The organism is Bacillus sp. AFS031507 (assembly GCF_002584635.1).
Lineage (GTDB): Bacteria > Bacillota > Bacilli > Bacillales > Cytobacillaceae > Neobacillus.
In genome coordinates this window covers 99,113-120,126 of the sequence record NZ_NUOW01000025.1, presented here as the reverse complement: position 1 = coordinate 120,126, position 21,014 = coordinate 99,113, and the positions used below count along the sequence as shown (strand labels likewise).

Here is a 21,014-nt window from a genome sequence, read left to right as displayed (position 1 = left end):
TATCACCTTAGTAAGTATTTCCAGATGCAAACGGGATATGCAGAAATTTCCAGAACCAAAAAAAGGAGAAAACCAGTCTTTAACTGCTTTTCTCCCTAATTCGATGCTATAAGCTTCATCCACTAATCTATAAAATGGTGTCCCTATTCTTTGTTGTTTTAGTCGAAGAAATCGTAGTCGATACTCCACGTAAAAGAAGTTTAGCTACGATGAAACCCATTACAATCGCAAAAACGATTGTAACGATCGAACCGATCATCGCTACTTTCACCGTCATTAAAAATAGAATAGCTAGAGCCAACATTGTCATAATCGAAACAGAATTCCAAAAAACTCCCCCTTTGTTTTTAACTATCTAATAAATAGAAACTTTAGAGGGACGAAAGATAATTTTGAAAAAAATCACTTAATTTTCCTAAAAAAAAATCCCTAGTAAAGGGATTCACTTAAAAAATCATCTTTTCAATTTGTTTATTGCTCCGAATATTTTTTAAAGTTATCTAAAATTGACTGCCATCCCGCTTGTTGCATCTCAATTGGATTGGTGGTTTCTGCATCAAAAGTTTCGATTACCTGGGTTTCATTTCCTTGACCTTTAAAAGTAATATTAACTTTTCTACCATCCCCCATGGTATAAGAAATAACCTCATTTAATTTCACTTCATCATAAATCCCACCAAAATCAAAGCCAAAACTGCCATCTTTTGCTTCCATTCTTGTAAGGAATTTCCCACCAACCGTTAAATCATTTTCAGCAATTGGCGTGTGCCAGTCTTCTGAGGCATTGTTCCATTTCGTTATATGTTTTGGCTCTGTCCAATATTCCCACACTTTCTCTACTGGTGCATGAACTGTTGCTTTTACTGTTATTTTCTCATTATTACCTGTTGTCATTTTAATTACCGCCTTTCATAATACACTTAGTTTAATATGTAGATAGTAATTTAAGCTGAATTACTTTGCTGGCATTCTTTACTTCTTGGTGACCAACATCTGGTAATATCTTATCAACTTTTTACCTTGTCTGCAATATTCAGCCGCGGATAAAGAAAAAATCAATAAAATAAAACAGCCAGGATCGGTTTGCCCATCCTGACTGCCCGTACATTATTGAAAAGAGAACGAGTGGTGCCTGACACCATTTACATCCTACTTTATTCAGAGGCCCTAGGACTGCTTTCAAATCCGCCTTTCTTATGTGACCCGTCACATAACGGCTTTTTGTTGGAAAGACCACAACGGCACAGATACACTTTCGCCTTCTTTGGATATTCCTTTCCATCTGCATCGAGAATCTGGAAGTCACCAGTTACCTGCAATGGACCATTATCGTTAATTTTAATTTGATTTTCCATATTCCACATCCCCCTAGTTTTATAAATATATATTCACGATGCTTTCCAATAGTCCAAGTTTTTGATTGGAAAAAATGGTTAAATACATTTTTTAAAAATCTCACTTAAATAGCCCAATCTAATGATTGGACAGAAAAAAAATCCCTATTAAAGGGATTCACTAGAAAACAATGGTTTTATTTTGATGAACGATAATACGGTCTTCAATATGCCATTTTACCGCTCGAGCCAATACGTTTCTTTCAATTCTACGGCCAATTTTCTTAAGGCTGTCCACATTGTCATGATGATCGACCCGACTGATATCCTGTTCGATAATAGGTCCCTCATCCAGATCATTGGTCACATAATGGGAGGTAGCTCCGATTAATTTGACGCCGCGGTCAAAAGCTCGTTCATAGGGTCTTGCACCCACAAAGGCTGGTAAAAAGGAGTGGTGAATATTAATAATTTTATTGGGATTTTCTTCGACAAATTTCGGTGACAAGATTTGCATATATCGGGCCAATACCACAAAATCAATTTCATACTCTTTTAGTAGCTTTAGTTGCGTTGCTTCGGCTTGTTCACGAATATCTTTATTGGCTGGAACGTAATAAAACGGGATGTTTAGTCCTTCGACAACCTCTCTTGCTGTTTCATGATTACTGATGACAAGGGCGATGTCAGCCATTAGGTCTCCACTTTGCCATTCCCACAAAAGCTCGAGCAAACAATGAAGTTCTTTTGATACAAAGATTGCCGCTTTTTTCACATGATAAACATGCGTAAAGCTCCATTCCATCGAAAACTCCTTAACAATTTCAGCAAACTGAGTCTCCATGTCCTTTGCTTTATCCTTTAAACCTGGACATTCAAATTCAATCCGAATAAAAAAGGTGCCTCCCTCAGGATTGGTGGAATACTGACTGGATTCAATAATATTTGCATTATAGGAAAACAAAAACTTTGATATCGCCGCAACTATGCCAGGTTGATCTGGGCAGCTAACTAATAGGCATCCACGATTCTGATTTTTTTCTTGAAACACTTCAATTTGATCTTTTATATATGAGTTCATGGTAATTCCTCTCTAACATTGTTGAAAATATTATACATTAGATGGACCTAATAGTTAATCATTATTTTGAAAATTGCTAACTGTGCAACATTAGAATGGTTTACAAAAAAATTTTGTTATAACTAAGGAATAATAACTTATTTTTGGTACATATTATAGCTAGGACTTGTAGCTCAATGAATAGAGCAACTTGCAGCCCTTACACAAAGGTTGCAATGTGTTTTGTGGGTTTAAATCCCACCAAGTCCTATATATACTACCTCTCAAATTCCTGATTTAATTTTTTCATATTAATAATTCCCTTACTAGGCTAGTTCCTCTCCTCAATGGTATTTTTTCAGATTAGAAGTTGACAATAAGTGCTCTTGGAATCATTTTTGGAGTTTTTATTAAATTTTTGTATCCAATAGGCCTCATTGGATTCATTTTCACCGCTTTTTATCAGATTTTTATAGCCGAGTAATCAATTATTACCATTTTGTCTCTTTAAAAAATCACAATAACATTTAATAACATCCAATAATAAAACACTTGAGTCCATATCAATATCGGACTAAGCAACTAGTGGCGTTTTATTGCCTTCAACGGTATCGTACACTTCAGATTTTTTTGTTAAAGTTAGCAGATAAGGAGCCGATTTCTGTTGTCGCTGCTGCTCCTATTCTATTTGCAAATTGAAGGTACTCTTTTATTTGAGATAGTTTAACCAGCATACCTTTTTCGTGAAAACAATATAATAGCGCTGACATAAATGCATCACCTGCACCGGTTGTATCAATGGCATTTACCGCTGGAGCAGGAACGAAAACTTTGCTCCCGTTTACTACAGCACAGGCACCTTTGCTCCCCATCGTTATAAACAGATAGGGAATCTTCCATTTAGATATTTTTTCTAATCCAGCCTCTATTGAATTTGTTTCCGTTAAAAAGTTCAATTCATCTTCCGCCAGCTTCACTATATGTGCATATTTAAGGAAAGAAGAAACAGTTTGACGACAATGCTCCTCATTTACCCAGCGCTTTAGACGAAGATTAACGTCAAAAGCAATCATATTGCTGAAATCTTTGGCATATTTTAGCGCAGCTTCTGTTGTCTTTTTTGCTTTTTCATGAAAGAGAGTTCCTGATCCAAAATAAAAGATCTTCGCCTGTTCAAAAACTCCCGTTCTTAATTCGTCTTCAGTTAATACTTCATCTGGGGTGTCGTTGACGTAAGTATGGAAATACCGTTCACCGCTTGCATTAATATGAACATAGACAGCGCAAATCTTTTTACTCGCTGAGTGGACAGAAAATGAAGTATCGATATTTTCTTTCCTAAATTCTTGTTCTACAAATTGACTAATTTCATCGGTTCCAAGTTTACATAAATAATAAGCAGGGATACCGAGTCGCCTTGTGCCGACAGCCACGTTAACAGTAGCTCCGCCAAATAGTTGTTTATATTGGGTATTGGTTCGGTCTATTGAAATAAAATCTACAAATGCTTCTCCAATTGAAATAACTCCTTGTTGATCCAAGATGATCCTCCTTCAAACAATATCTAAGATGATTATATGAAAAAACCTCCTCAAATGCATGTTAAGGAGGTTCAATCTGAATTTATTATACAAGTTTATGCGCGTACCACTTTTTCCCTTTGAATCGCCATCCAAAGATGATTCCACGTGCACCCCATTCTACAATCATCGCTACCCAAACACCGATAATCCCAAAACCTAAGGTAATACCTAAAATATAACCGAGGACTACCCGTAATAACCACATCGACAGCAAAGAAGCAATCGAAGTAAAGTTCGAATCGCCAGCTGCTCGTAGGGCTGATGGCATAATAAAACTTGGTGACCACAAGATTGGCTGGGCAATCGCAGATATCAGTATAAGTGTAAATATGGTTGGAACAATTTCATCAGGCGGGTTGAACAATTTTATCAATAACGGAAACAATGGCAATAATATAAGATCTGCAACAACAAAGAAGATGGAGGAAAGTCCAATCAACGAATAAATAAACTTCCTAGCGTCTTCTATATTCCTACGTCCAACACACTGTCCAACAATCGTAACAATTGCAATGCCGAGAGCATTAGGTCCGATTTGATATAACAAAGCAATGGAATTACCGATGGCATATACCGTCATTGACAGGGTGCCTAATTGAACAATAAACGTTTGCGTAAGCAGTTTTCCACCATTGAAAAATATCTGTTCTGCAGCAAACGGAAGACCAATAAACATCACTTTCTTGAGAATAGACATATCTATTCGGAATGCGTTTTTTATCTGAAAACGGATCGTCTCATTATATTTTAAGACATGAATTAATGAAGCAGCCATTCCCAAAAATCGTGCTAGAATCGTTGAAACCACGAGTCCTTCCACACCCATTTTAAAAATCGTAATAAGCAAAACATTTAGAATCGTATTCGTTAAATTCATGATTAATGATAAATTTAAGCAAGGTTTTGTCTCTCCGACACCTCTTAAGGCCCCCGTCACCGCTTGAAAGATCGCGATTAACGGATATGAAAGACAGCTGCCGATGAGATAGATTCTTGCGTTTTGAAACACGTCTGCTTCCGCTTTACCAAATAACATGTTTAGGATTGGTGTATGAAAAATAAATACAAGAGCGCTGATTAGGACTGAAAATATGGTACAGGCAGTTATCGCTTGGGTCGCTGTTTTAGACACCATCGCTGAGTTACCGCTGCCTTTATATTGGGCCACAATAACGGTACCACCTGTTGCCACAGCAATAAATACATTGGCCAAGAAAATATTCAATGAATCTACCATACTCACCGCGCTGACTGCAGCTACTCCTGCAGAACTGATCATCGCTGTATTTAATAAACTCATTAAGATTAAAAAGGCCTGGTCTACAAAAAGGGGCAAGATGATTGCCAATATTTTCTTGTAATCTATCGATTTGCCAGTAAAATACTTATCTAATATAGATACCGTTCTATGCCTAATATTCAGTTCTAATTTGTTCATTACACGACACTTCTTTAATGGATTTTTAGAAATTCAACGACAATATTTGTAAAATGAACTTTGATTATTATACCACGAATTGGAAGAGAGTATAGTGTTTTAATGTGACTCTCGCAAAGGGGCTGTCAGAATCGCAAATTTGCCTTTTTTCTATTATCGCTGCGTTCGAAGTTCGATCCGACGAATTTTTCCTGAATCTGTTTTAGGTAGTGCCTCGATATATTCAATCACCCGTGGATATTTATAAGGTGCTGTTAAATTTTTAACAAAGCCCTGCAATTCCTTGGTTAGCTCAATTGTGCCCGAAATCCCATCTTTCAATACCACAAATGCTTTGACAATGTTTCCTCTGATCGGGTCCGGTAAAGCGACTACCGCGCACTCTTTCACCGATTTATGTTTCATTAAAGCATCTTCCACTTCAAAAGGTCCAATCGTATAGCCAGAGCTGATGATTACATCATCTTTTCTTCCTTGGAACCAATAATAGTTATCCTCGTCTTTAAATGCCCGGTCACCCGTTAAAAAGTATTGATTATTATAGGAGGCCGCCGTTGTCTCGGGATTTTTATAATACTGTTTAAATAATGCTGGGAAATCGCTTCTAATTGCAATCGTCCCAACTTCCTTTATAGGAGCAGGTTGGCCATTTTCATCAACCACTTCAATAAATTCTGATAACAGCGGCTGCCCCATTGAGCCTAATTTTTTCTCATCTATATTTAAATTGGCAATCAGTAACGTACTTTCAGTCTGACCGTACCCATCCCGAATCAGAATGTTAAATTGATTTTTAAACACATCGATGACTTCACGATTAAGTGCCTCTCCTGCGGAAACAGCGGTATGTAATGGCGATAGATCGAGGTTTGAAAGGTCATCTAGTTTAGCCATCATCCGATATTCTGTAGGTGTGCAGCATAAAACATTTACTTTGTTATTTTGAAGAAGCCGTAAATATTTATGTGGATTGAACCTGCCATGATAGATATAACCTGTTGCTCCCGAACCCAATATCGATAAAAATGGACTCCAGACCCATTTTTGCCACCCTGGGGAAGCTGTGGCCCAAACCAGATCCTCCTCACTAATATTCAGCCATTTTGAAGCGGCAATTCTTAAATGAGCATATCCCCATCCATGGCTATGGACCACACCTTTTGGCAGTCCGGTGGTCCCGGATGTATAAGCCAAAAAGGCATTATCCTCACTTAGCGTATCTACATCGATAAAGGTTTCTGATTCCTCTTCGATTAACGCTTCTAACGAGAGCCAATTGGGTACTTCTTGACCGAACGCGATTTTAAATTGTAAAAACGGTGTTTCCTCGTTAATATTTTCAAATTCTTCTACCAAATCAGAATATGAAATGACCGCTTTAGCTTCAGAATGATTTAAGCGATAAACTAAATCCTTCGCCCGAAGCAATTCTGAAGTAGGACTAATGACAAACCCTGCCTTTAAACATGCTAAATAGATGACATAAGATTCAATGAGACGAGTGGTCATTACGACAACCCGATCACCTTTTTCTAATCCTAATTTAGTTAACCCATTGGCAAGTTTATTTGCTTTCGTGATTAACTGAGCATAAGAGATTGTTTTTGTTTCCCCAAGGTCATTTTCCCAGCGCAAGGCGATTTTATCTGAGTCATGCTTTGAAATTTCACTTGCTAAATTAAAGTGTTCTGGTGCGATCAATGATTTTAATTCCACGGTAGTTAACTCCAATCTTGATAGTATTAATGGGCTCCCTCTGGAGCTTTGCCTGTAATAAATATACTAAAATTTTAGTATCTGGTATTAAAACAAGCTATTAAAATAATATTCACTCTTTTAATAATATCACTTTAAATAACATTGTAAATTATTTAGATTTCTAATTCCCACCCAACACCAGGGTTTATTATCTGGTCCTAATCCTTTTCTACATTCTCTAACAAATAAAAAAGCCAACAAAAAAATTGTTGGCTTGGCACAATAAACTTATTCAAATAACGGACTTACTGCTTTTTCATTATGAATCCGATCGATTGCTTCTACAAGCAATGGAGCAACAGATATCGTTTTGATTTTGGTAATGACTTTATCTTCAGGTAACTGAATGGTATTCGTCACCACTAATTCTTTAATTGGTGATGCTTCAATTTTCTCAATCGCTTTGTCTGTAAAAACAGGATGAGTACACCCGGCATAAATGGATTTTGCCCCATTTTCTGCAAGCGCCTTTGCTGCTAACGCAATGGTTTCTCCTGTATCAATTAAATCATCAATAATAATCACATTTTTTCCTTCTACATTACCAACTACATTAGTGGTTTCGACACCATTTTCTTCAAATCTTCTTTTATCGATCAGAGCAATTGGAGCATGTAATAGGTTGGCCACTTTCCTCGCTCTGCCGATGCTGCCGTTATGAGGCGCCACAATAACAATATCTTCCAATCCCTTTTCCTGAAAATACTGTCCAAGGATCGGAACACCATATAGATGTTCAACAGGGATATCAAAGAAACCTTGAATTTGTGATGTATGGAGGTCCATTGTAAGAATTCTAGTTGCTCCAGTAGTTTCTAAAAGGTTAGCGACTAGTTTAGCCGTAATTGGCTCGCGCGAACGTGCCTTTCTGTCTTGCCGCCCATACCCATAGTATGGAATGACAACATTGATTACTCCAACTGATGCTCTTTTTAAGGCATCAATCATAATGAGGAGTTCCAAAATATTATCATTAACAGGGTAGGAAGTAGATTGAACGATATAAACTTCACTGCCTCGTACACTTTCTTCTATATGGATTTGAATCTCTCCATCACTAAAATGAGATACTGAACTTTTGCCTAACTCACAGCCCAATAGCTCTGCCATCTCTGCTGCTAGCTTTTGATTTGAATTCAATGAAAAAAGTTTAAATCTTTTGTTTTGTTGGTATGTCACCTTAGATCCTCCACACTATTTCTATTTCTATAGTAAATTTTTTAATCCACACTTATTTTACTATACTCAACGCTACAATGGTAGAAATACGAAATTTCAATAATCTGTTTTCAACGTGCTTTAGAATCATGGTTTGTCCCAAACTATTTGAAAGATAGTAAACGTGTGGCACCTGTAACTATATCATGGATAATTTTACTAGCGGATACTTCGTTTTTTAATAATCTTGTTGCCTGACCTGCCCATAATGACATATATTCGGGATTATTTTGCAAAGCTGCTTCTCTTCGAATATCATTTGTCAGGGTATTTTGGGTTGGGAAATCAGCTGGGGAGATATTGGCGTCATGGTACGTTTGAATAAAAGCATTGTTGATTCCCCTCGCTGGACGGCCGGAAAATACTTTCGTTATTACCGTACTTTCTTCTGTACTGTTGATTAGTGATTGTTTATATACAGGGTGTGCTCCCGACTCAAGGGTCGTTAAAAAAGCGGTTCCCATTTGAACCCCTTGTGCACCTAATGCTAATGAGGCAACTAGGCCGCGACTATCCATTATTCCCCCTGCAGCAACAACCGGCACCGAAACAGCATCCACGATTTGAGGAACAAGTGAAAAGGTTCCGATCGCTGCACCATGGGTGTTTTTTCCAATTACAAAGGTTCCTCGATGACCACCTGCGTCACTCCCCTGGGCAATGATAATATCTACCCCATTTTCCTCGGCAATCAGTGCTTCTTGAACAGTTGTTACCATGGTAGTAATGATAATGTTATGTTGCTTTGCGACTATCATTTTATCTTTGGGAAGGATACCGAATGCAGTTGAAATGACAGGTACGTTTTCATCGATTAATACTTCAAACTGTTCCTCAAAGAAGTTGTTCGTTACGACTTGTTGCTCAGTGAATTCGATCCCTAATTTCCCTCTAATGTCATTAAGTACCTTCTGTGACTCTTCGACTCCTTCATAATGATCTTTCAAATTTGTACAAAACAAGTTCACGGCAAATGGCTTTGTTGTCCGATCCTTAATTTCTCTGATAGCTTTTCTTATTTCCTCCGGTTTCATATAGGCCGCACCCAAAGTCCCTAACCCACCAGCGTTAGATACACTAGCAACAAGATCTACGGTTGTAGGACCTCCAGCCATTCCAGCTTGGATAATTGGATAGGCAATATCCAGTAGGTCACATAGTTTTGTGTTTAAATGCATAGAAATCTTCCTTTCTCCTAACAATCCATTTTATTGTTCGTTTTGTATCAAGGGATAGTATTCTTTCGGCCCAATCCCAATAACGTTTTCCTCTACTACTATATAAACACAATTAGTGCAAAAGTGTCAGAAACTTTTTATTAGCGCCTTTTTTGAGCCCGCTTTTCGTGTTTGCATAAACAAGTTGTCAAGCAACTGCATACATTAATATCGAACAACCATAAATAGACAGGAGGTGAAATCAGATGGGTCATAACCATTGTTCCTGTGGCATTTTTGGGATTTTCCTTGGATTTTTAACAGGTGTTATTTGGTTATTGTTTGTAGTATTGGGCTGGGTGACTATCTTGCTTGGAGTAATCGGCCTAAGCGGTTTATTTGTTACCGTTCTAAACTTCCTTATCGCTTTAATTGGCTTCCTTGCATTCCTTATCTTCGGATTATGCCTATTTAAGAAGGCATGGCATCACTGTAAGTGAAATAGCATTCAGGATTAATCTAGCTTGGAATAATAAATTTTGTGCAAGAAACAAATACTGGATGACAGTCTCTTATTAGAGGCTGTTCTTTTCATTATTTTTATAAAATAAAAAAAGCGGGCAACTAGGGCTTTTATCAGTCCTGTTGTCCCGCTTCTTAAATTAGAATTTTGTATGATAGTTATCGATTTCCCATGAGTGAACTGCTGTACGGTAGCTATCCCATTCTGATTTCTTCAATGAGACATACTCGCTGTATACATGCTCTCCTAGTGTTTTAGCAGCAATCTCACCTGATTCTAATGCTTTGATTGACTCTGCTAAGCTACCAGGCAGGTTATCAATACCCAGGAAGGCTCTTTCCTCTTCCGTCATATGGAAGATATCCTCATTAATTGGAGCTGGCGCTTCTAATCCTTGTTCGATTCCATCTAAACCTGCTGTAGCAATAACAGCAAACGTTAAGTAAGGGTTTGCGGATGGATCTGGACAGCGTAATTCCACACGTGTTGCCAAACCTTTCTTGGCTGGAATACGAATTAGCGCTGAACGGTTAGAAGCAGACCAAGCGATATAACAAGGTGCTTCATAGCCTGGCACTAAACGCTTGTAAGAGTTTACTAGCGGGTTTGTTACAGCCGTAAAGCTCTTCACGTTTTCTAGCACACCAGCAATAAATTGGTAAGCTTTTTCCGACAATTGTAACTCATCTGAAGGATCGAAGAAGGCATTTTCGCTTCCTTCAAAGAAAGACATATTGACATGCATTCCAGAACCGTTGATTCCAAATACTGGTTTCGGCATAAATGTAGCGTGCAAACCGAATTTCTTCGCAACCGTCTTGACGACCCATTTATACGTAGTTGATAGGTCAGCTGCCGTTAATACATCCGCATACTTAAAATTAATTTCATGTTGACCTTCTGCAACTTCGTGGTGAGATGCTTCAATCGTAAAGCCCATTGCTTTTAAGGCACGGTAAATTTCTAAACGAACGCGCTCGCCCAGATCATGTGGAGATGGCTCGAAATAGCCTGCTTTATCACCAAGTTCTTGCGTTGCATACCCATTTTCATCCGTTTTAAAAAGGAAAAACTCTAACTCTGGACCAACTGAAATGGTGTAACCATGATCGGCAGCACGATCCACCGTTTTCTTCAGCACATTTCTTGTATCTCCTTCAAACAGTGTTCCGTCTGGGTTCTTAACAGAACATAAGAATCGTGCTTCCGCATAACCCTCTTCAACTGTCCAAGGAAGAACCGCAAAAGTAGTTAAATCTGGTTGAAGATAAAGGTCAGATTTATTAATAGGTGAAAAACCTTTAATCGAAGAACCATCAAACATCATTTTACCTTCTACGACATCTTCTAGTTGTTCAACTGTTACCGTAACGTGCTTTAAAATCCCTTCTATATCGACAAATTGCAAGTGTAATAGTTCAACACTTTTTTCGTTGATCGTTTCTTTAATTTGTTCTAAAGTTGTTGCTACTGCAGGTGCGTTTGAAATGAATGTTTTTGTCATGTTATATTACCTCGCAATTTCATGTTATATTATGTTACATCAATAAATAGATTATATTTGAAAAAACATAGTTTGACAATCCTTTTTAGTAATTTTTTTGAATATTTATGCTGTTTTTTTAGTAAGCGTTTTCATGTTATAGGCATTAGAAGGAAGTTTTTTCAATCTGCATGGGTTTTTTGATTTATAAATATACAAAAATATGTATAATTAGCATTACCAAAAGGTGTCTGACACGAGCTATTAGAGTATGTAATAGGTTGACCATTTTTCTTGGATAAGAAATAAGCCATATAATAAAGTGAAAACCCTCNNGAGGGTTTTCACTTTATTATGATGCTTTTTGGATATCTATGTTTTTTCCTTCTTTACGCATCTTATTAAATTCAGCAGTCGCTGTGAAAAGGACGTCTGTGGATGAGTTCAGTGCCGTTTCAAATGAGTCTTGTAAAACTCCGATGATAAAGCCTACCCCAACTACCTGCATAGCCACATCTGCTGGAATTCCGAATAAGCTGCATGCTAGAGGAATAAGTAATAAGGAACCACCAGCAACCCCTGAAGCACCGCAAGCACATATAGCTGAGAGTACGCTGAGGATGATTGCTGTAGGTATATCCACTTGAATTCCTAATGTATGAACCGCTGCAAGTGTCAAAACAGAAATCGTAACTGCTGCACCAGCCATATTGACGGTGGCGCCTAGTGGAATTGATACAGAATAGGTATCCTTATCTAATCCTAATTTTTCACATAATCTCATATTGACTGGAATGTTAGCAGCCGAGCTGCGTGTAAAGAATGCTGTAATGGCGCTTTCCCTAATGCACTTAAAAACAAGCGGGTATGGGTTCTGACGAATGGCCGCAAACACAATGATTGGATTAACAACTAGTGCCACAAAAATCATGCAGCCTATCAAAACTAAAAGTAATTTTCCATAACTTAGTAAAGATTCTATTCCATTTGTCGTAATAGATTCTATGACTAGACCCATGATTCCAAATGGTGCAAACTTTATGACCCATGTAACTACTTTGGATACTGCATCTGAAAAATTAGAAATCATTGTTTTTGTCGTATCCGGGGCATTTTTCAAAGCCACACCAAGGACTATAGCCCAAGCTAGAATACCGATATAGTTCCCATTAAAAATGGCCTTCACTGGGTTATCTACAACGTTCATCAGTAATGCTTTGAGAACCTCTACCACTCCACCAGGAGCCGCCAACTCCTTAGCACCCTTTGCAAGTGTTAAGCCAACAGGAAAAATAAAGCTTACAATAACAGCAATTAATCCAGCTAAGAAGGTTCCTAGAAGGTACAAGAAAATGATGGACTTCATATTCGTTTGGTGACCACTCTTGTGTTGAGCGATGGCTGACATAACTAAGAAAAGTACCAGAACTGGTGCTATTGCTTTTAATGCCCCTACAAACAAAGAACCTAATATCACAACGGGTTTTGCTGCTTCTGGGATCGTTACAGCAAGTATAATACCAACAATTAAACCTACAATTATTTGTTTTACCAGACTCATTTGATTCCACATGCTCATTAGTTTTTTCAAGATATATTCCCCCACTTGTTTAAGATAATATTGCAACATTCATTTCCCGCTTAGATATACATGTTCAATCTCCACTTAATCAACTAAACTATTTTCTAATAAATAGTACTATATTGAATTTTTAGATAAATTATAATAGCATCATTTTTGTACCGAATGTTTTTCTATCTTGAGATCAAGATTTTTTCACCTCATTCGTATTGTTTGTTATTTGACTATATTAACTCATTAACTTACGTGAATCAAGTGATATTTTAAGATAAAAAACGAACATTAATAAAAAAATATTAAAAAATGTTCGAGTTTAATTAAATGTAGATTCCGTTGATTATTGAACTAAAGAATATAAATGTACACAGAAAAAGAGAATTCAGTGTAGAATAACTATTATGAAGTGGAGGTCGTAAAATGAAAAAAGTGATTATTTATTCGCAAGAGTCGTGCCCACCTTGTCATGCGGAAAAACTATGGTTAAAAGAAAATGGGATTGAGTTCGAAGAAAAAGATATTCGTAAAAACGATCAATATCTGCAAGAACTTATTGAACTAGGTGCTTCTGCTACACCAGTAACCATTATCAAAGACGAAGATAGCGAAGAGTTCATCCTAGGATTTGATCAAGCGAAATTCGCTGAATTATTTGGGGTTTAATGTCTGTAATAAGATAAAGTTATATAACAAAAAAAGGTGTGCTAAATTAAGACATTTGGCACTCTTTTTTTTGTATCTAGACGAAACTTTAAAGTAACCGTCCAATTCTTCTCAAAATGGTCATAAAACCTTGAAATAACAACAAAAATGGCATGCGTCAATTCGCATGCCATTTCGTGAGTCAATTTGTATTCGTGCTCCTCAAAACGGTAACCTTTAACTAACACGAGCAAGTGCTTTTTGAGAAATATATTTCCCTTCCAAGGAACCTCTCAGTTACAAAGAAATATAGATTTTATTCTCCTACTATCTTCGCGTTCTTCAGCATCTCCTCTGTTAAGGTGATTCCTTCCTCCTTAGCAGCTTTTTTGTTGATAAACAGCTCAAGGTTTTCCGGGAAGCCAACTGGAATTTCGTTAGGTTTCTTTCCTTTGAGAATTTCCACAGCCATTTTACCGGTAGAGTAGCCTAGATCGTGATAGTCAAATCCATAAGATGCGAAGGTTCCACGTTTTACAGAATCGCCTTCACCGACAAAGGTTGGGATATCTTGGGCGTTGGCTACAGTTATAACCGATTCTAGGGCAGAAACAACGGTGTTGTCCTTTGGAATGTATAATACGTCCGCACGCCCTACCATTGACTCGGCTGCTTGTTTTACTTCGGTACTAGCAGTTATGGTTGTTTCAACCGCCTCCAGCCCTGCTGCCTCTAATGCGGTTTTCGCGTGTTTAACATTTACAACAGAGTTGGGTTCACCATTGTTATATATGATGCCTACCTTCTTGGCATCGGGGATAAATGTTTTAATTGCAGCAATCGTATTCTTTATCGCATCTGGGTGCGTATCAGATGTGCCTGTCGCATTCCCGCCTGGCTTTTCCAGGCTTTTGACAAGTTCGGCCCCAACTGGATCAGTAATGGCGGTAAACAATATTGGAATATCCTTCGTCTGCTTGACCACCGCCTGAGCACTAGGGGTGGCGATAGCCAAAATAAGGTTATTCTTGTCTGCAACCAATTTTTGGGCAATAGACATATTATTGTTCATATCTCCCTGGGCATTTTGGTAATCAAGCTTCAAGTTCTTTCCTTCTTCATAGCCGGCATCCTTTAGAGCCGCGATAAAACCCTCTCGTGCAGCATCAAGTGACGGATGCTCGACAATTTGCGTAATACCTATTTTCACCACTTTCTCGTTTTTGTCCTTTGTCTGTCCGCCAGTTTCCTTACTTCCCCCTCCACATGCCGAAAGCAACAATAATACCCCACAAAATAATAACGCTAAACTCTTTTTCATCTGTTATTCCTCCCCAAATCAAACCACTATTTATGTATTCTCCTGGTGAACAATAAAGGAAACAGTTTTCCTTACTATCGTAAATTATTATAAAAAAATTTATAATATTCAGATTTTATCACGTAAAGTAACTGTGGGACAATAGTAATTTTCAAGAATAAGATGTTTTATACTGATTTACATATTAAGAACAAAGAAAAAGAACTATTTTATTTGGGGAAATTTGAGAAGATAGCCCTGCGAAGCATGTAAATTTGTATTGACCCACATTGGTGTACAGTAGTTTCTCGGATCATATAACCTAATTGGGAGACATATAAAGCTTTTACTAAATAGCGATCATTTATATTTAAATTTCCTTTAAAAGTTTTATCATAGCTACTTTGGCTATTGTCCTGAACCATTTCTTTGTATCGTTGTTAGTTTCTCCTTTTAATAGCTCCTAAATATAGATTTTACAAAGAAAAAGTGTGAGGCACTCTAATTGCTCTAATTGGTTCAACCAAAAACAATACCCTTAAATTCATACCGCCTCAAATAATCCATTGTTTCCTCAATTTCAAATTCGTTTGCAATATGCATTTTGACGTGCAGCATTCAAAAAAAAGCACAAGGCACAATCCAATTGCTGGTTGTGCCTCGCACTCTATTGCAAAAACTGTGGTTACAATTACAACTCTATTCTTGTATTCTCCAATCATGCGTGTAGATATTAAAACTTTGGTTACGAATAAACCCAACCGTTGTAATACCAAGTTTGTTTGCCATCTCAAGGGCTAGTTCAGTCGGAGCGGCTTTCGATAGAACAACAGAGCATCCCATTTTAGATGCTTTTATTAAAATTTCACTTGAGATTCTTCCACTAAACACAAGAATTTTATCGTTAGTTGGAATGGAATCCTTAACACAAAAACCATACAATTTATCAAGGGCATTATGCCTGCCGATATCCATTCGCATGACCAACATCCCATTTTGGTCACACAATGCCGCATTATGAACCCCGCCTGTCCGCTTAAATGTCGCCGCTTCTTGCTGTAATGCCTTCATAAGCGAAATGCATTTATTAGGTGTGAGTGTCAATTTGATATGATGGAGTTTCTTAGCCGTTAACGCATCATTGACAAAATAGAATCCTTGCCTTGACATTCCGCAACAAGAGGTTACATAGCGTTTGGACCTTAATTTTTCGTATAAATCTGGCTGCTGTTTTACCGTAACATGCGCAAAGCCCCGGCCTTCTTCGATCCAAATATCTTCTATATCATCAAAGTGTTTAATCACATTTTCCGATGCCAAAAAACCAATAACCATCTCTTCTAGATATTCTGGCGTACACACCAGTGTCGCAAATTCTACTTGATTGAGTTTAATCGTGATGGGAAACTCGGTCACAATCGTATCATCTGTTCTAGATAATTCCCCATCCTTAAAACGAACAATCGAAAAACTAGTTTCATTCTGCAGTAACAAGTTCCTCACCCCTCAATCGGTTTTTCAAATAAAAAGACCGATATCGCAACATCTTCCTCAATATTGATGTCTGAGAATAGATTCAGTAATTTTGATTGAATGATGTCTTCCATCTCAACCGGCTTATGTTGTTTATAATGCTCTTGAATCATTTTTGTTCTTGCCCGGTGTACTTGTTCAAACCCTTCAGGACTGTGCATGATAAACTTCTCAACAGGAGTTAAATTACCTCTGAGAGTCGTAATCGCCATATTTTCACAGAATACTGTTTTAATGGATTCTGGACCTTTTCCAAATAAGTCTTTTCTTACCTTCCGGACAATTTCATTGAATTGATGTTCTTTTTTGCTCAATGCGCTGCCACCTCCTGTTCTTAAAATAACTTCGCAATTCATTCATAGATGGAGTTAACAAAAGATAACCAAAAATAAGCAATAGAATAACAAGCGTTAATAACAGGTTTTGCATCGCATCTGAACGATTAACGATAATGTAACGTACAGTTGCGGTAATTCCAATGTAAATTAAATAACGCAGTGAGAAATTTTCACGTTTTTCAAGGTAAATTACTATCATTGAGAAAAAGGAAAGATATAGAAAAAAGTTTAAAATTTGTTCTAATATCAAATGAACACTTTTTGAATCATAGATGGCATATATTCCAATATAGTAAGTTTGCCTCAGCATTAAATAGATCAAAAGGAACAGCAACGCAATTAAAGTAATGTTCTTAACTAACTGTGCAAACTTTATAATACATTGGGTTAAAATCTTTGATTCCACTATTTTTCCCGCTTTCTCTAAAAATAAATCGTTAGTAAAGGAAGGTTTAAGAGGATTCAATCCTTTAAACCTTCACCAATTCCTTTTAATAAATGAATCCCAAATAAAATGGTCCGATTGATATCAGGATCTTTCATCGCTTTAAAAAGATCCATCACTCCTGCCTTTTCTCCGTTTTTCACACTTTCTTCTGCGTTTTTCATACCAGTTGATACGCCATCGACTAGTTTTTTAGTAAAAGCAGGATCTAATTCCGTTAACGCCCCTGCTGCCTCCATCGCATTGTTAATAAGATTGGTTACAGGTGGCCGTACCATTTGATCAACAGCTATTTTCGCCACTTTCTCTTTTGCCTGGACAAGGGACACAAGCGCTTCTAGTATTCCACTTTCGTGAAGTTCATGCAGAAGGGCAATGGTTTGTTTTAATCCATCAGCATTTTGGATGACATGATCAACTAAATGGTCAATTTTCTCGAAATGAAGTTCTTCTTCTGACTTTTGTCTATTTGCAAAAGCAGTAATTGGTTTTGCCACGTTGATTCTCCCCTTTTATACCCCTGGTTTGATATATTCGTTTACTGACGCAATCGGCTGATAATCGTCCCGTTCCCATTTGCGGAATACCTCTACTCCATTTTGTGGCGTTCTTTTCGCATTCCGAGGATTAAAGGCTGGAATCGGTGATTCGCCTCTTGCTTTGATCACTTCCATCCTCACTTGTGTTTGTTTATAAGCAGGAGTACGTGTATGCACATCACCAGCACTTCCTGTTAAAAGGTTAATGGCATTTTCATGACTGACAGAGTGCATTGGAACATATAATTCCTTTCCCTGTACGCGGCTAGTAATCGTTGCCCTTAACTTAATCGCTCCATAAGGGGAAATTAACCTGACCAATGCCCCTTCAGAAATTTCCCGTTCCGCTGCAAGTTCCGGAGAGACTTCGACAAATACCTCTGGTAGCTTATATAGCAAACCTTTTGATTTGTTGGTTAAATTGCCTTCATGGAAATGTTCCAATAACCGTCCATTATTTAAAGTCAGATCAAATTCCTTTCCAAATCGGACTGGTGGAACATATTCCATTAATGAAAACACCGCTTTTTTATCAGGGAAATTGAAACCGTCTGTGAATAAAAGCGGTGTGCTTTCTCCTGTTTGGCTGCCCCAGAAAAAGCTATTCCACCCTTCCAACATCTCATAACTCGCCCCTGCAAAAATCGGTGCAAGGCTGGCCATTTCTGCAAATATTTCACCTGGATGCTGGAAGCTCCAATCGGCCCCCATATGATTCGCTACTTGCTGAATAATCCACCAATCTGGTTTTGAATCTTCGTGTGGTTTGAGTACTTGATAAAGTCGTTGAACACGACGTTCTGTATTGGTGAAGGTTCCATCTTTTTCTAGTGATGGTGCCGCTGGAAGAATCACATCAGCAAACTGCGCTGTTTTTGTAAAAAAGACATCCTGAACGACAAAAAAGTCTAGTTTTGATAGTGTTTCATGGACATGATTGGCATTAGCGTCAATCCAAGCCATATCTTCGCCGACTAGGTAAATGGCTTTTAAATCGCCCGTCTCGACTGATTCGAGCATTTGAATATTATCCTTACCTGGTTTATGGGAGATTTCCACTCCGTACACTTGTTCGAACTTTTGTCTTGCTTCATCATTTGAAATATGTTGATTTCCAGGAAGCCATCCGGGCAGAGTCCCCATATCACAAGCACCTTGGACGTTATTATGTCCACGAAGCGGATAAGCACCAGCACCTGGGCGCATATAGTTACCTGTCAGTAATAACAGATTTGAGATGGCTGCAGACGTATAACTGCCAGCAATATTTTGAGTAACACCCATTCCCCAAAGAATACAGGTTCCGTCTGCTTCAACTATCATTTTCGCCACTTCCATTAAGGACTCTTTTGCTATTCCTGTTTCCTTTTGGGCGTAATCTAACGTATATATTTCTAAGTGTTTTACAAATGCTTCATATTGATTAACATGTTGACGGATAAACTGCTTGTTTTCCCAGCCTTTGTCAATGATGTATTTTGCGACCGCACTAAGCCAAACAAAATCTGTTCCTTGGTTCGGATGAATGAAAAGATCTGAGCGTTCCGCCATTTCATGTTTACGTAAATCGGAAACAATTAATTTTTGACCATTTAGCTTATGAGCTCGTTTTACTCGGGTAGCTAAAACTGGGTGTCCTTCCGTTGGATTCGCGCCAATGATGATAACCAAACTAGCTTTGGCAATATCTTGGATCGTTCCAGAATCACCGCCGAAACCAACCGTTGACAATAACCCATCTGTTGCAGGAGATTGACAATATCGTGAGCAGTTATCTACATTATTGGTTCCAAACACTTGGCGGGCTAATTTTTGCATCAAATAGTTTTCCTCGTTGGTTATTTTAGAAGAAGAAACAAAACCAATCGAATCCTTGCCATAGGTTTGTTGAATGTTACCTAATTTATTAGAAATAAGTGTGAGTGCTTCATCCCAGCTTGCTGGAACAAATTCATCTCCTTTGCGAATCAGTGGAGTGGTTAATCGTTCTTCTGAATTCACAAAATCCCAGCCGAATTTACCTTTTACACAAGAAGAAATGCTGTTCACCGGTGATTGTTCAACTGGTTCTACTTTTAAGATTTCCCGGCCCTTTGTCCACACTTCAAAGGTGCAACCTACACCACAAAATGTACAAACGGTTTTGGTTTTCTTTGTTCTCGTATCCCGCATTGCTGCTTCCACTTCTGAAACAGCAAATATGCCACTGTAGCCTGGTTCCACAGCTTTGATAAGGTCGATCATCGGTGTAAGCAAATCATCTTTGATCCCCGACATGAATCCAGCTTCACCCAGCATGGATTTTTCCATTAAGGCATTACACGGACAAACAGTCACACACTGGCCGCACGACACACATGACGATTCATTAATCGACTTGCCGCCATCCCAGTTCACACGCGGCATCTTGCTTTCCCAATCAATTAATAGGGTTTCATTTACTTGAACATCCTGGCAGACCTCTACACATCTACCGCAAAGGATACATTGGTCCGGATCATAGCGGTAGAAAGGATGGGACATATCCACTTCATACCCTTTCGAACGAAATGGACGTGTTTGATGTTCAATTTCTAACAGTTCAGCCGTGTTATGTACGCGGCAGTTGCCATTATTGTTATCACAAACGGTGCAATACAACATGTGATTTTCTAAAATTCGGTCCATTGCTTCTGTTTGTGCAGACTTTGCTAATTCTGAGTTTGTTTTTATCTCCATCCCACTAGTAAAAGTGGTAGAACAGGCCCTCATTAATTTTCCATCTATCTCACACATACATGTATCACAGGTCTGAATAGGACCTGTAATTTCCGAATAACAGATGTGTGGATGTTCTATTCCTTGGTTATTTAAATAATCTAATATTCTTCCATTCTCTTCGACTACTTGCTTTACGTCATTAATCGATACAGTAACCATGTTGATTGCCATTCCCTATACCTCCAGAAAATAAAAAAATCCATCACAAAACAACTATGTAATAGTACATAGATCTTTTGTGATGGATGTATATCGAGCATTTTAAAATACTTTTTACCAATCCATTTACTTTTTAAAGGTGGCATTCAAACATTGTGAACAAAA

19 protein-coding genes and 1 tRNA gene are annotated in these 21,014 nt (G+C 37.9%); 3 read left to right on the top strand and 17 right to left on the bottom strand.

What is annotated here, in order from left to right; genetic code table 11:
• Positions 1 to 127: 127 nt before the first annotated feature.
• From COE25_RS21930 to purU, 4 genes are all read right to left on the bottom strand, one after another.
• The gene (locus COE25_RS21930; RefSeq protein WP_088087974.1) at positions 128 to 310 is read right to left on the bottom strand and encodes a hypothetical protein; all 183 of its coding nucleotides are present in this window, start codon (positions 308 to 310) and stop codon (positions 128 to 130) included.
• Between the two features lie 161 nt (positions 311 to 471).
• Positions 472 to 894, bottom strand: coding sequence for an SRPBCC family protein (locus COE25_RS21925; protein ID WP_088087975.1), 423 nt, complete (start codon positions 892 to 894; stop codon positions 472 to 474).
• 260 nt (positions 895 to 1,154) lie between these two features.
• Positions 1,155 to 1,355 carry a CDGSH iron-sulfur domain-containing protein gene (locus tag COE25_RS21920; RefSeq protein WP_098934133.1) on the bottom strand — a complete coding sequence of 67 codons (201 nt, stop codon included), beginning with the start codon at positions 1,353 to 1,355 and terminating at the stop codon, positions 1,155 to 1,157.
• A 160-nt stretch (positions 1,356 to 1,515) separates the two neighbouring features.
• Positions 1,516 to 2,415 (bottom strand): formyltetrahydrofolate deformylase, encoded by a 900-nt coding sequence (gene purU / locus COE25_RS21915; RefSeq protein WP_098934132.1) that lies wholly within the window; start codon positions 2,413 to 2,415, stop codon positions 1,516 to 1,518.
• Between the two features lie 162 nt (positions 2,416 to 2,577).
• Here purU and COE25_RS30965 point away from each other — a divergent pair.
• Positions 2,578 to 2,664: transfer RNA gene (locus tag COE25_RS30965), tRNA-OTHER, on the top strand.
• A 350-nt stretch (positions 2,665 to 3,014) separates the two neighbouring features.
• On the opposite strand, the gene COE25_RS21910 is transcribed toward COE25_RS30965, so the two are convergent.
• From COE25_RS21910 to COE25_RS21890, 5 genes are all read right to left on the bottom strand, one after another.
• The gene (locus COE25_RS21910; RefSeq protein ID WP_180247567.1) at positions 3,015 to 3,935 is read right to left on the bottom strand and encodes a carbohydrate kinase family protein; all 921 of its coding nucleotides are present in this window, start codon (positions 3,933 to 3,935) and stop codon (positions 3,015 to 3,017) included.
• 85 nt (positions 3,936 to 4,020) lie between these two features.
• Entirely contained in the window at positions 4,021 to 5,415 is a 1,395-nt protein-coding gene (locus tag COE25_RS21905; RefSeq protein ID WP_098934130.1) for an MATE family efflux transporter, read from the bottom strand.
• A 153-nt stretch (positions 5,416 to 5,568) separates the two neighbouring features.
• A complete protein-coding gene (locus COE25_RS21900) occupies positions 5,569 to 7,131 on the bottom strand; it encodes an acetate--CoA ligase (RefSeq protein ID WP_098934129.1) in 1,563 nt (520 codons plus the stop codon).
• Between the two features lie 270 nt (positions 7,132 to 7,401).
• Entirely contained in the window at positions 7,402 to 8,352 is a 951-nt protein-coding gene (locus tag COE25_RS21895) for a ribose-phosphate diphosphokinase (protein WP_088088169.1), read from the bottom strand.
• Between the two features lie 143 nt (positions 8,353 to 8,495).
• On the bottom strand, positions 8,496 to 9,569 hold the full coding sequence (locus COE25_RS21890) for an NAD(P)H-dependent flavin oxidoreductase (RefSeq protein WP_098934128.1): 1,074 nt from the start codon (positions 9,567 to 9,569) through the stop codon (positions 8,496 to 8,498).
• Positions 9,570 to 9,814: 245 nt separating this feature from the next.
• Here COE25_RS21890 and COE25_RS21885 point away from each other — a divergent pair, with 245 nt between their 5' ends.
• Positions 9,815 to 10,048, top strand: coding sequence for an ABC transporter (locus tag COE25_RS21885; RefSeq protein ID WP_088088171.1), 234 nt, complete (start codon positions 9,815 to 9,817; stop codon positions 10,046 to 10,048).
• A gap of 162 nt (positions 10,049 to 10,210) precedes the next feature.
• Here COE25_RS21885 and glnA read toward each other — a convergent pair whose 3' ends face one another.
• On the bottom strand, positions 10,211 to 11,575 hold the full coding sequence (gene glnA, locus COE25_RS21880; protein WP_098934127.1) for a type I glutamate--ammonia ligase: 1,365 nt from the start codon (positions 11,573 to 11,575) through the stop codon (positions 10,211 to 10,213).
• Between the two features lie 331 nt (positions 11,576 to 11,906).
• Complete coding sequence (gene sstT, locus COE25_RS21875) at positions 11,907 to 13,133, bottom strand: serine/threonine transporter SstT (protein WP_373605368.1); 1,227 nt, start codon at positions 13,131 to 13,133, stop codon at positions 11,907 to 11,909.
• A gap of 420 nt (positions 13,134 to 13,553) precedes the next feature.
• Between sstT and COE25_RS21870 the strand changes: the two genes are divergently transcribed.
• Positions 13,554 to 13,796 (top strand): glutaredoxin family protein, encoded by a 243-nt coding sequence (locus COE25_RS21870; RefSeq protein ID WP_098934125.1) that lies wholly within the window; start codon positions 13,554 to 13,556, stop codon positions 13,794 to 13,796.
• A gap of 295 nt (positions 13,797 to 14,091) precedes the next feature.
• Here COE25_RS21870 and COE25_RS21865 read toward each other — a convergent pair whose 3' ends face one another.
• The 6 genes from COE25_RS21865 to fdhF form a co-directional block, all read right to left on the bottom strand.
• Complete coding sequence (locus tag COE25_RS21865) at positions 14,092 to 15,096, bottom strand: ABC transporter substrate-binding protein (protein ID WP_088088175.1); 1,005 nt, start codon at positions 15,094 to 15,096, stop codon at positions 14,092 to 14,094.
• Positions 15,097 to 15,774: 678 nt separating this feature from the next.
• Complete coding sequence (gene fdhD, locus COE25_RS21860; protein ID WP_256942577.1) at positions 15,775 to 16,563, bottom strand: formate dehydrogenase accessory sulfurtransferase FdhD; 789 nt, start codon at positions 16,561 to 16,563, stop codon at positions 15,775 to 15,777.
• 11 nt (positions 16,564 to 16,574) lie between these two features.
• Positions 16,575 to 16,922 (bottom strand): Na-translocating system protein MpsC family protein, encoded by a 348-nt coding sequence (locus COE25_RS21855; protein ID WP_088088177.1) that lies wholly within the window; start codon positions 16,920 to 16,922, stop codon positions 16,575 to 16,577.
• The gene (locus COE25_RS21850; protein WP_256942416.1) at positions 16,894 to 17,352 is read right to left on the bottom strand and encodes a phosphate-starvation-inducible PsiE family protein; all 459 of its coding nucleotides are present in this window, start codon (positions 17,350 to 17,352) and stop codon (positions 16,894 to 16,896) included. Before COE25_RS21850 ends, COE25_RS21855 begins: the two co-directional genes overlap by 29 nt.
• Before the next feature lie 56 nt (positions 17,353 to 17,408).
• Positions 17,409 to 17,888: a helical membrane plugin domain-containing protein gene (locus tag COE25_RS21845; protein WP_098934124.1), complete on the bottom strand. Its 480-nt coding sequence runs from the start codon at positions 17,886 to 17,888 to the stop codon at positions 17,409 to 17,411.
• Between the two features lie 15 nt (positions 17,889 to 17,903).
• A complete protein-coding gene (gene fdhF, locus COE25_RS21840) occupies positions 17,904 to 20,861 on the bottom strand; it encodes a formate dehydrogenase subunit alpha (protein WP_373605366.1) in 2,958 nt (985 codons plus the stop codon).
• Between the last annotated feature and the right edge of the window lie 153 nt (positions 20,862 to 21,014).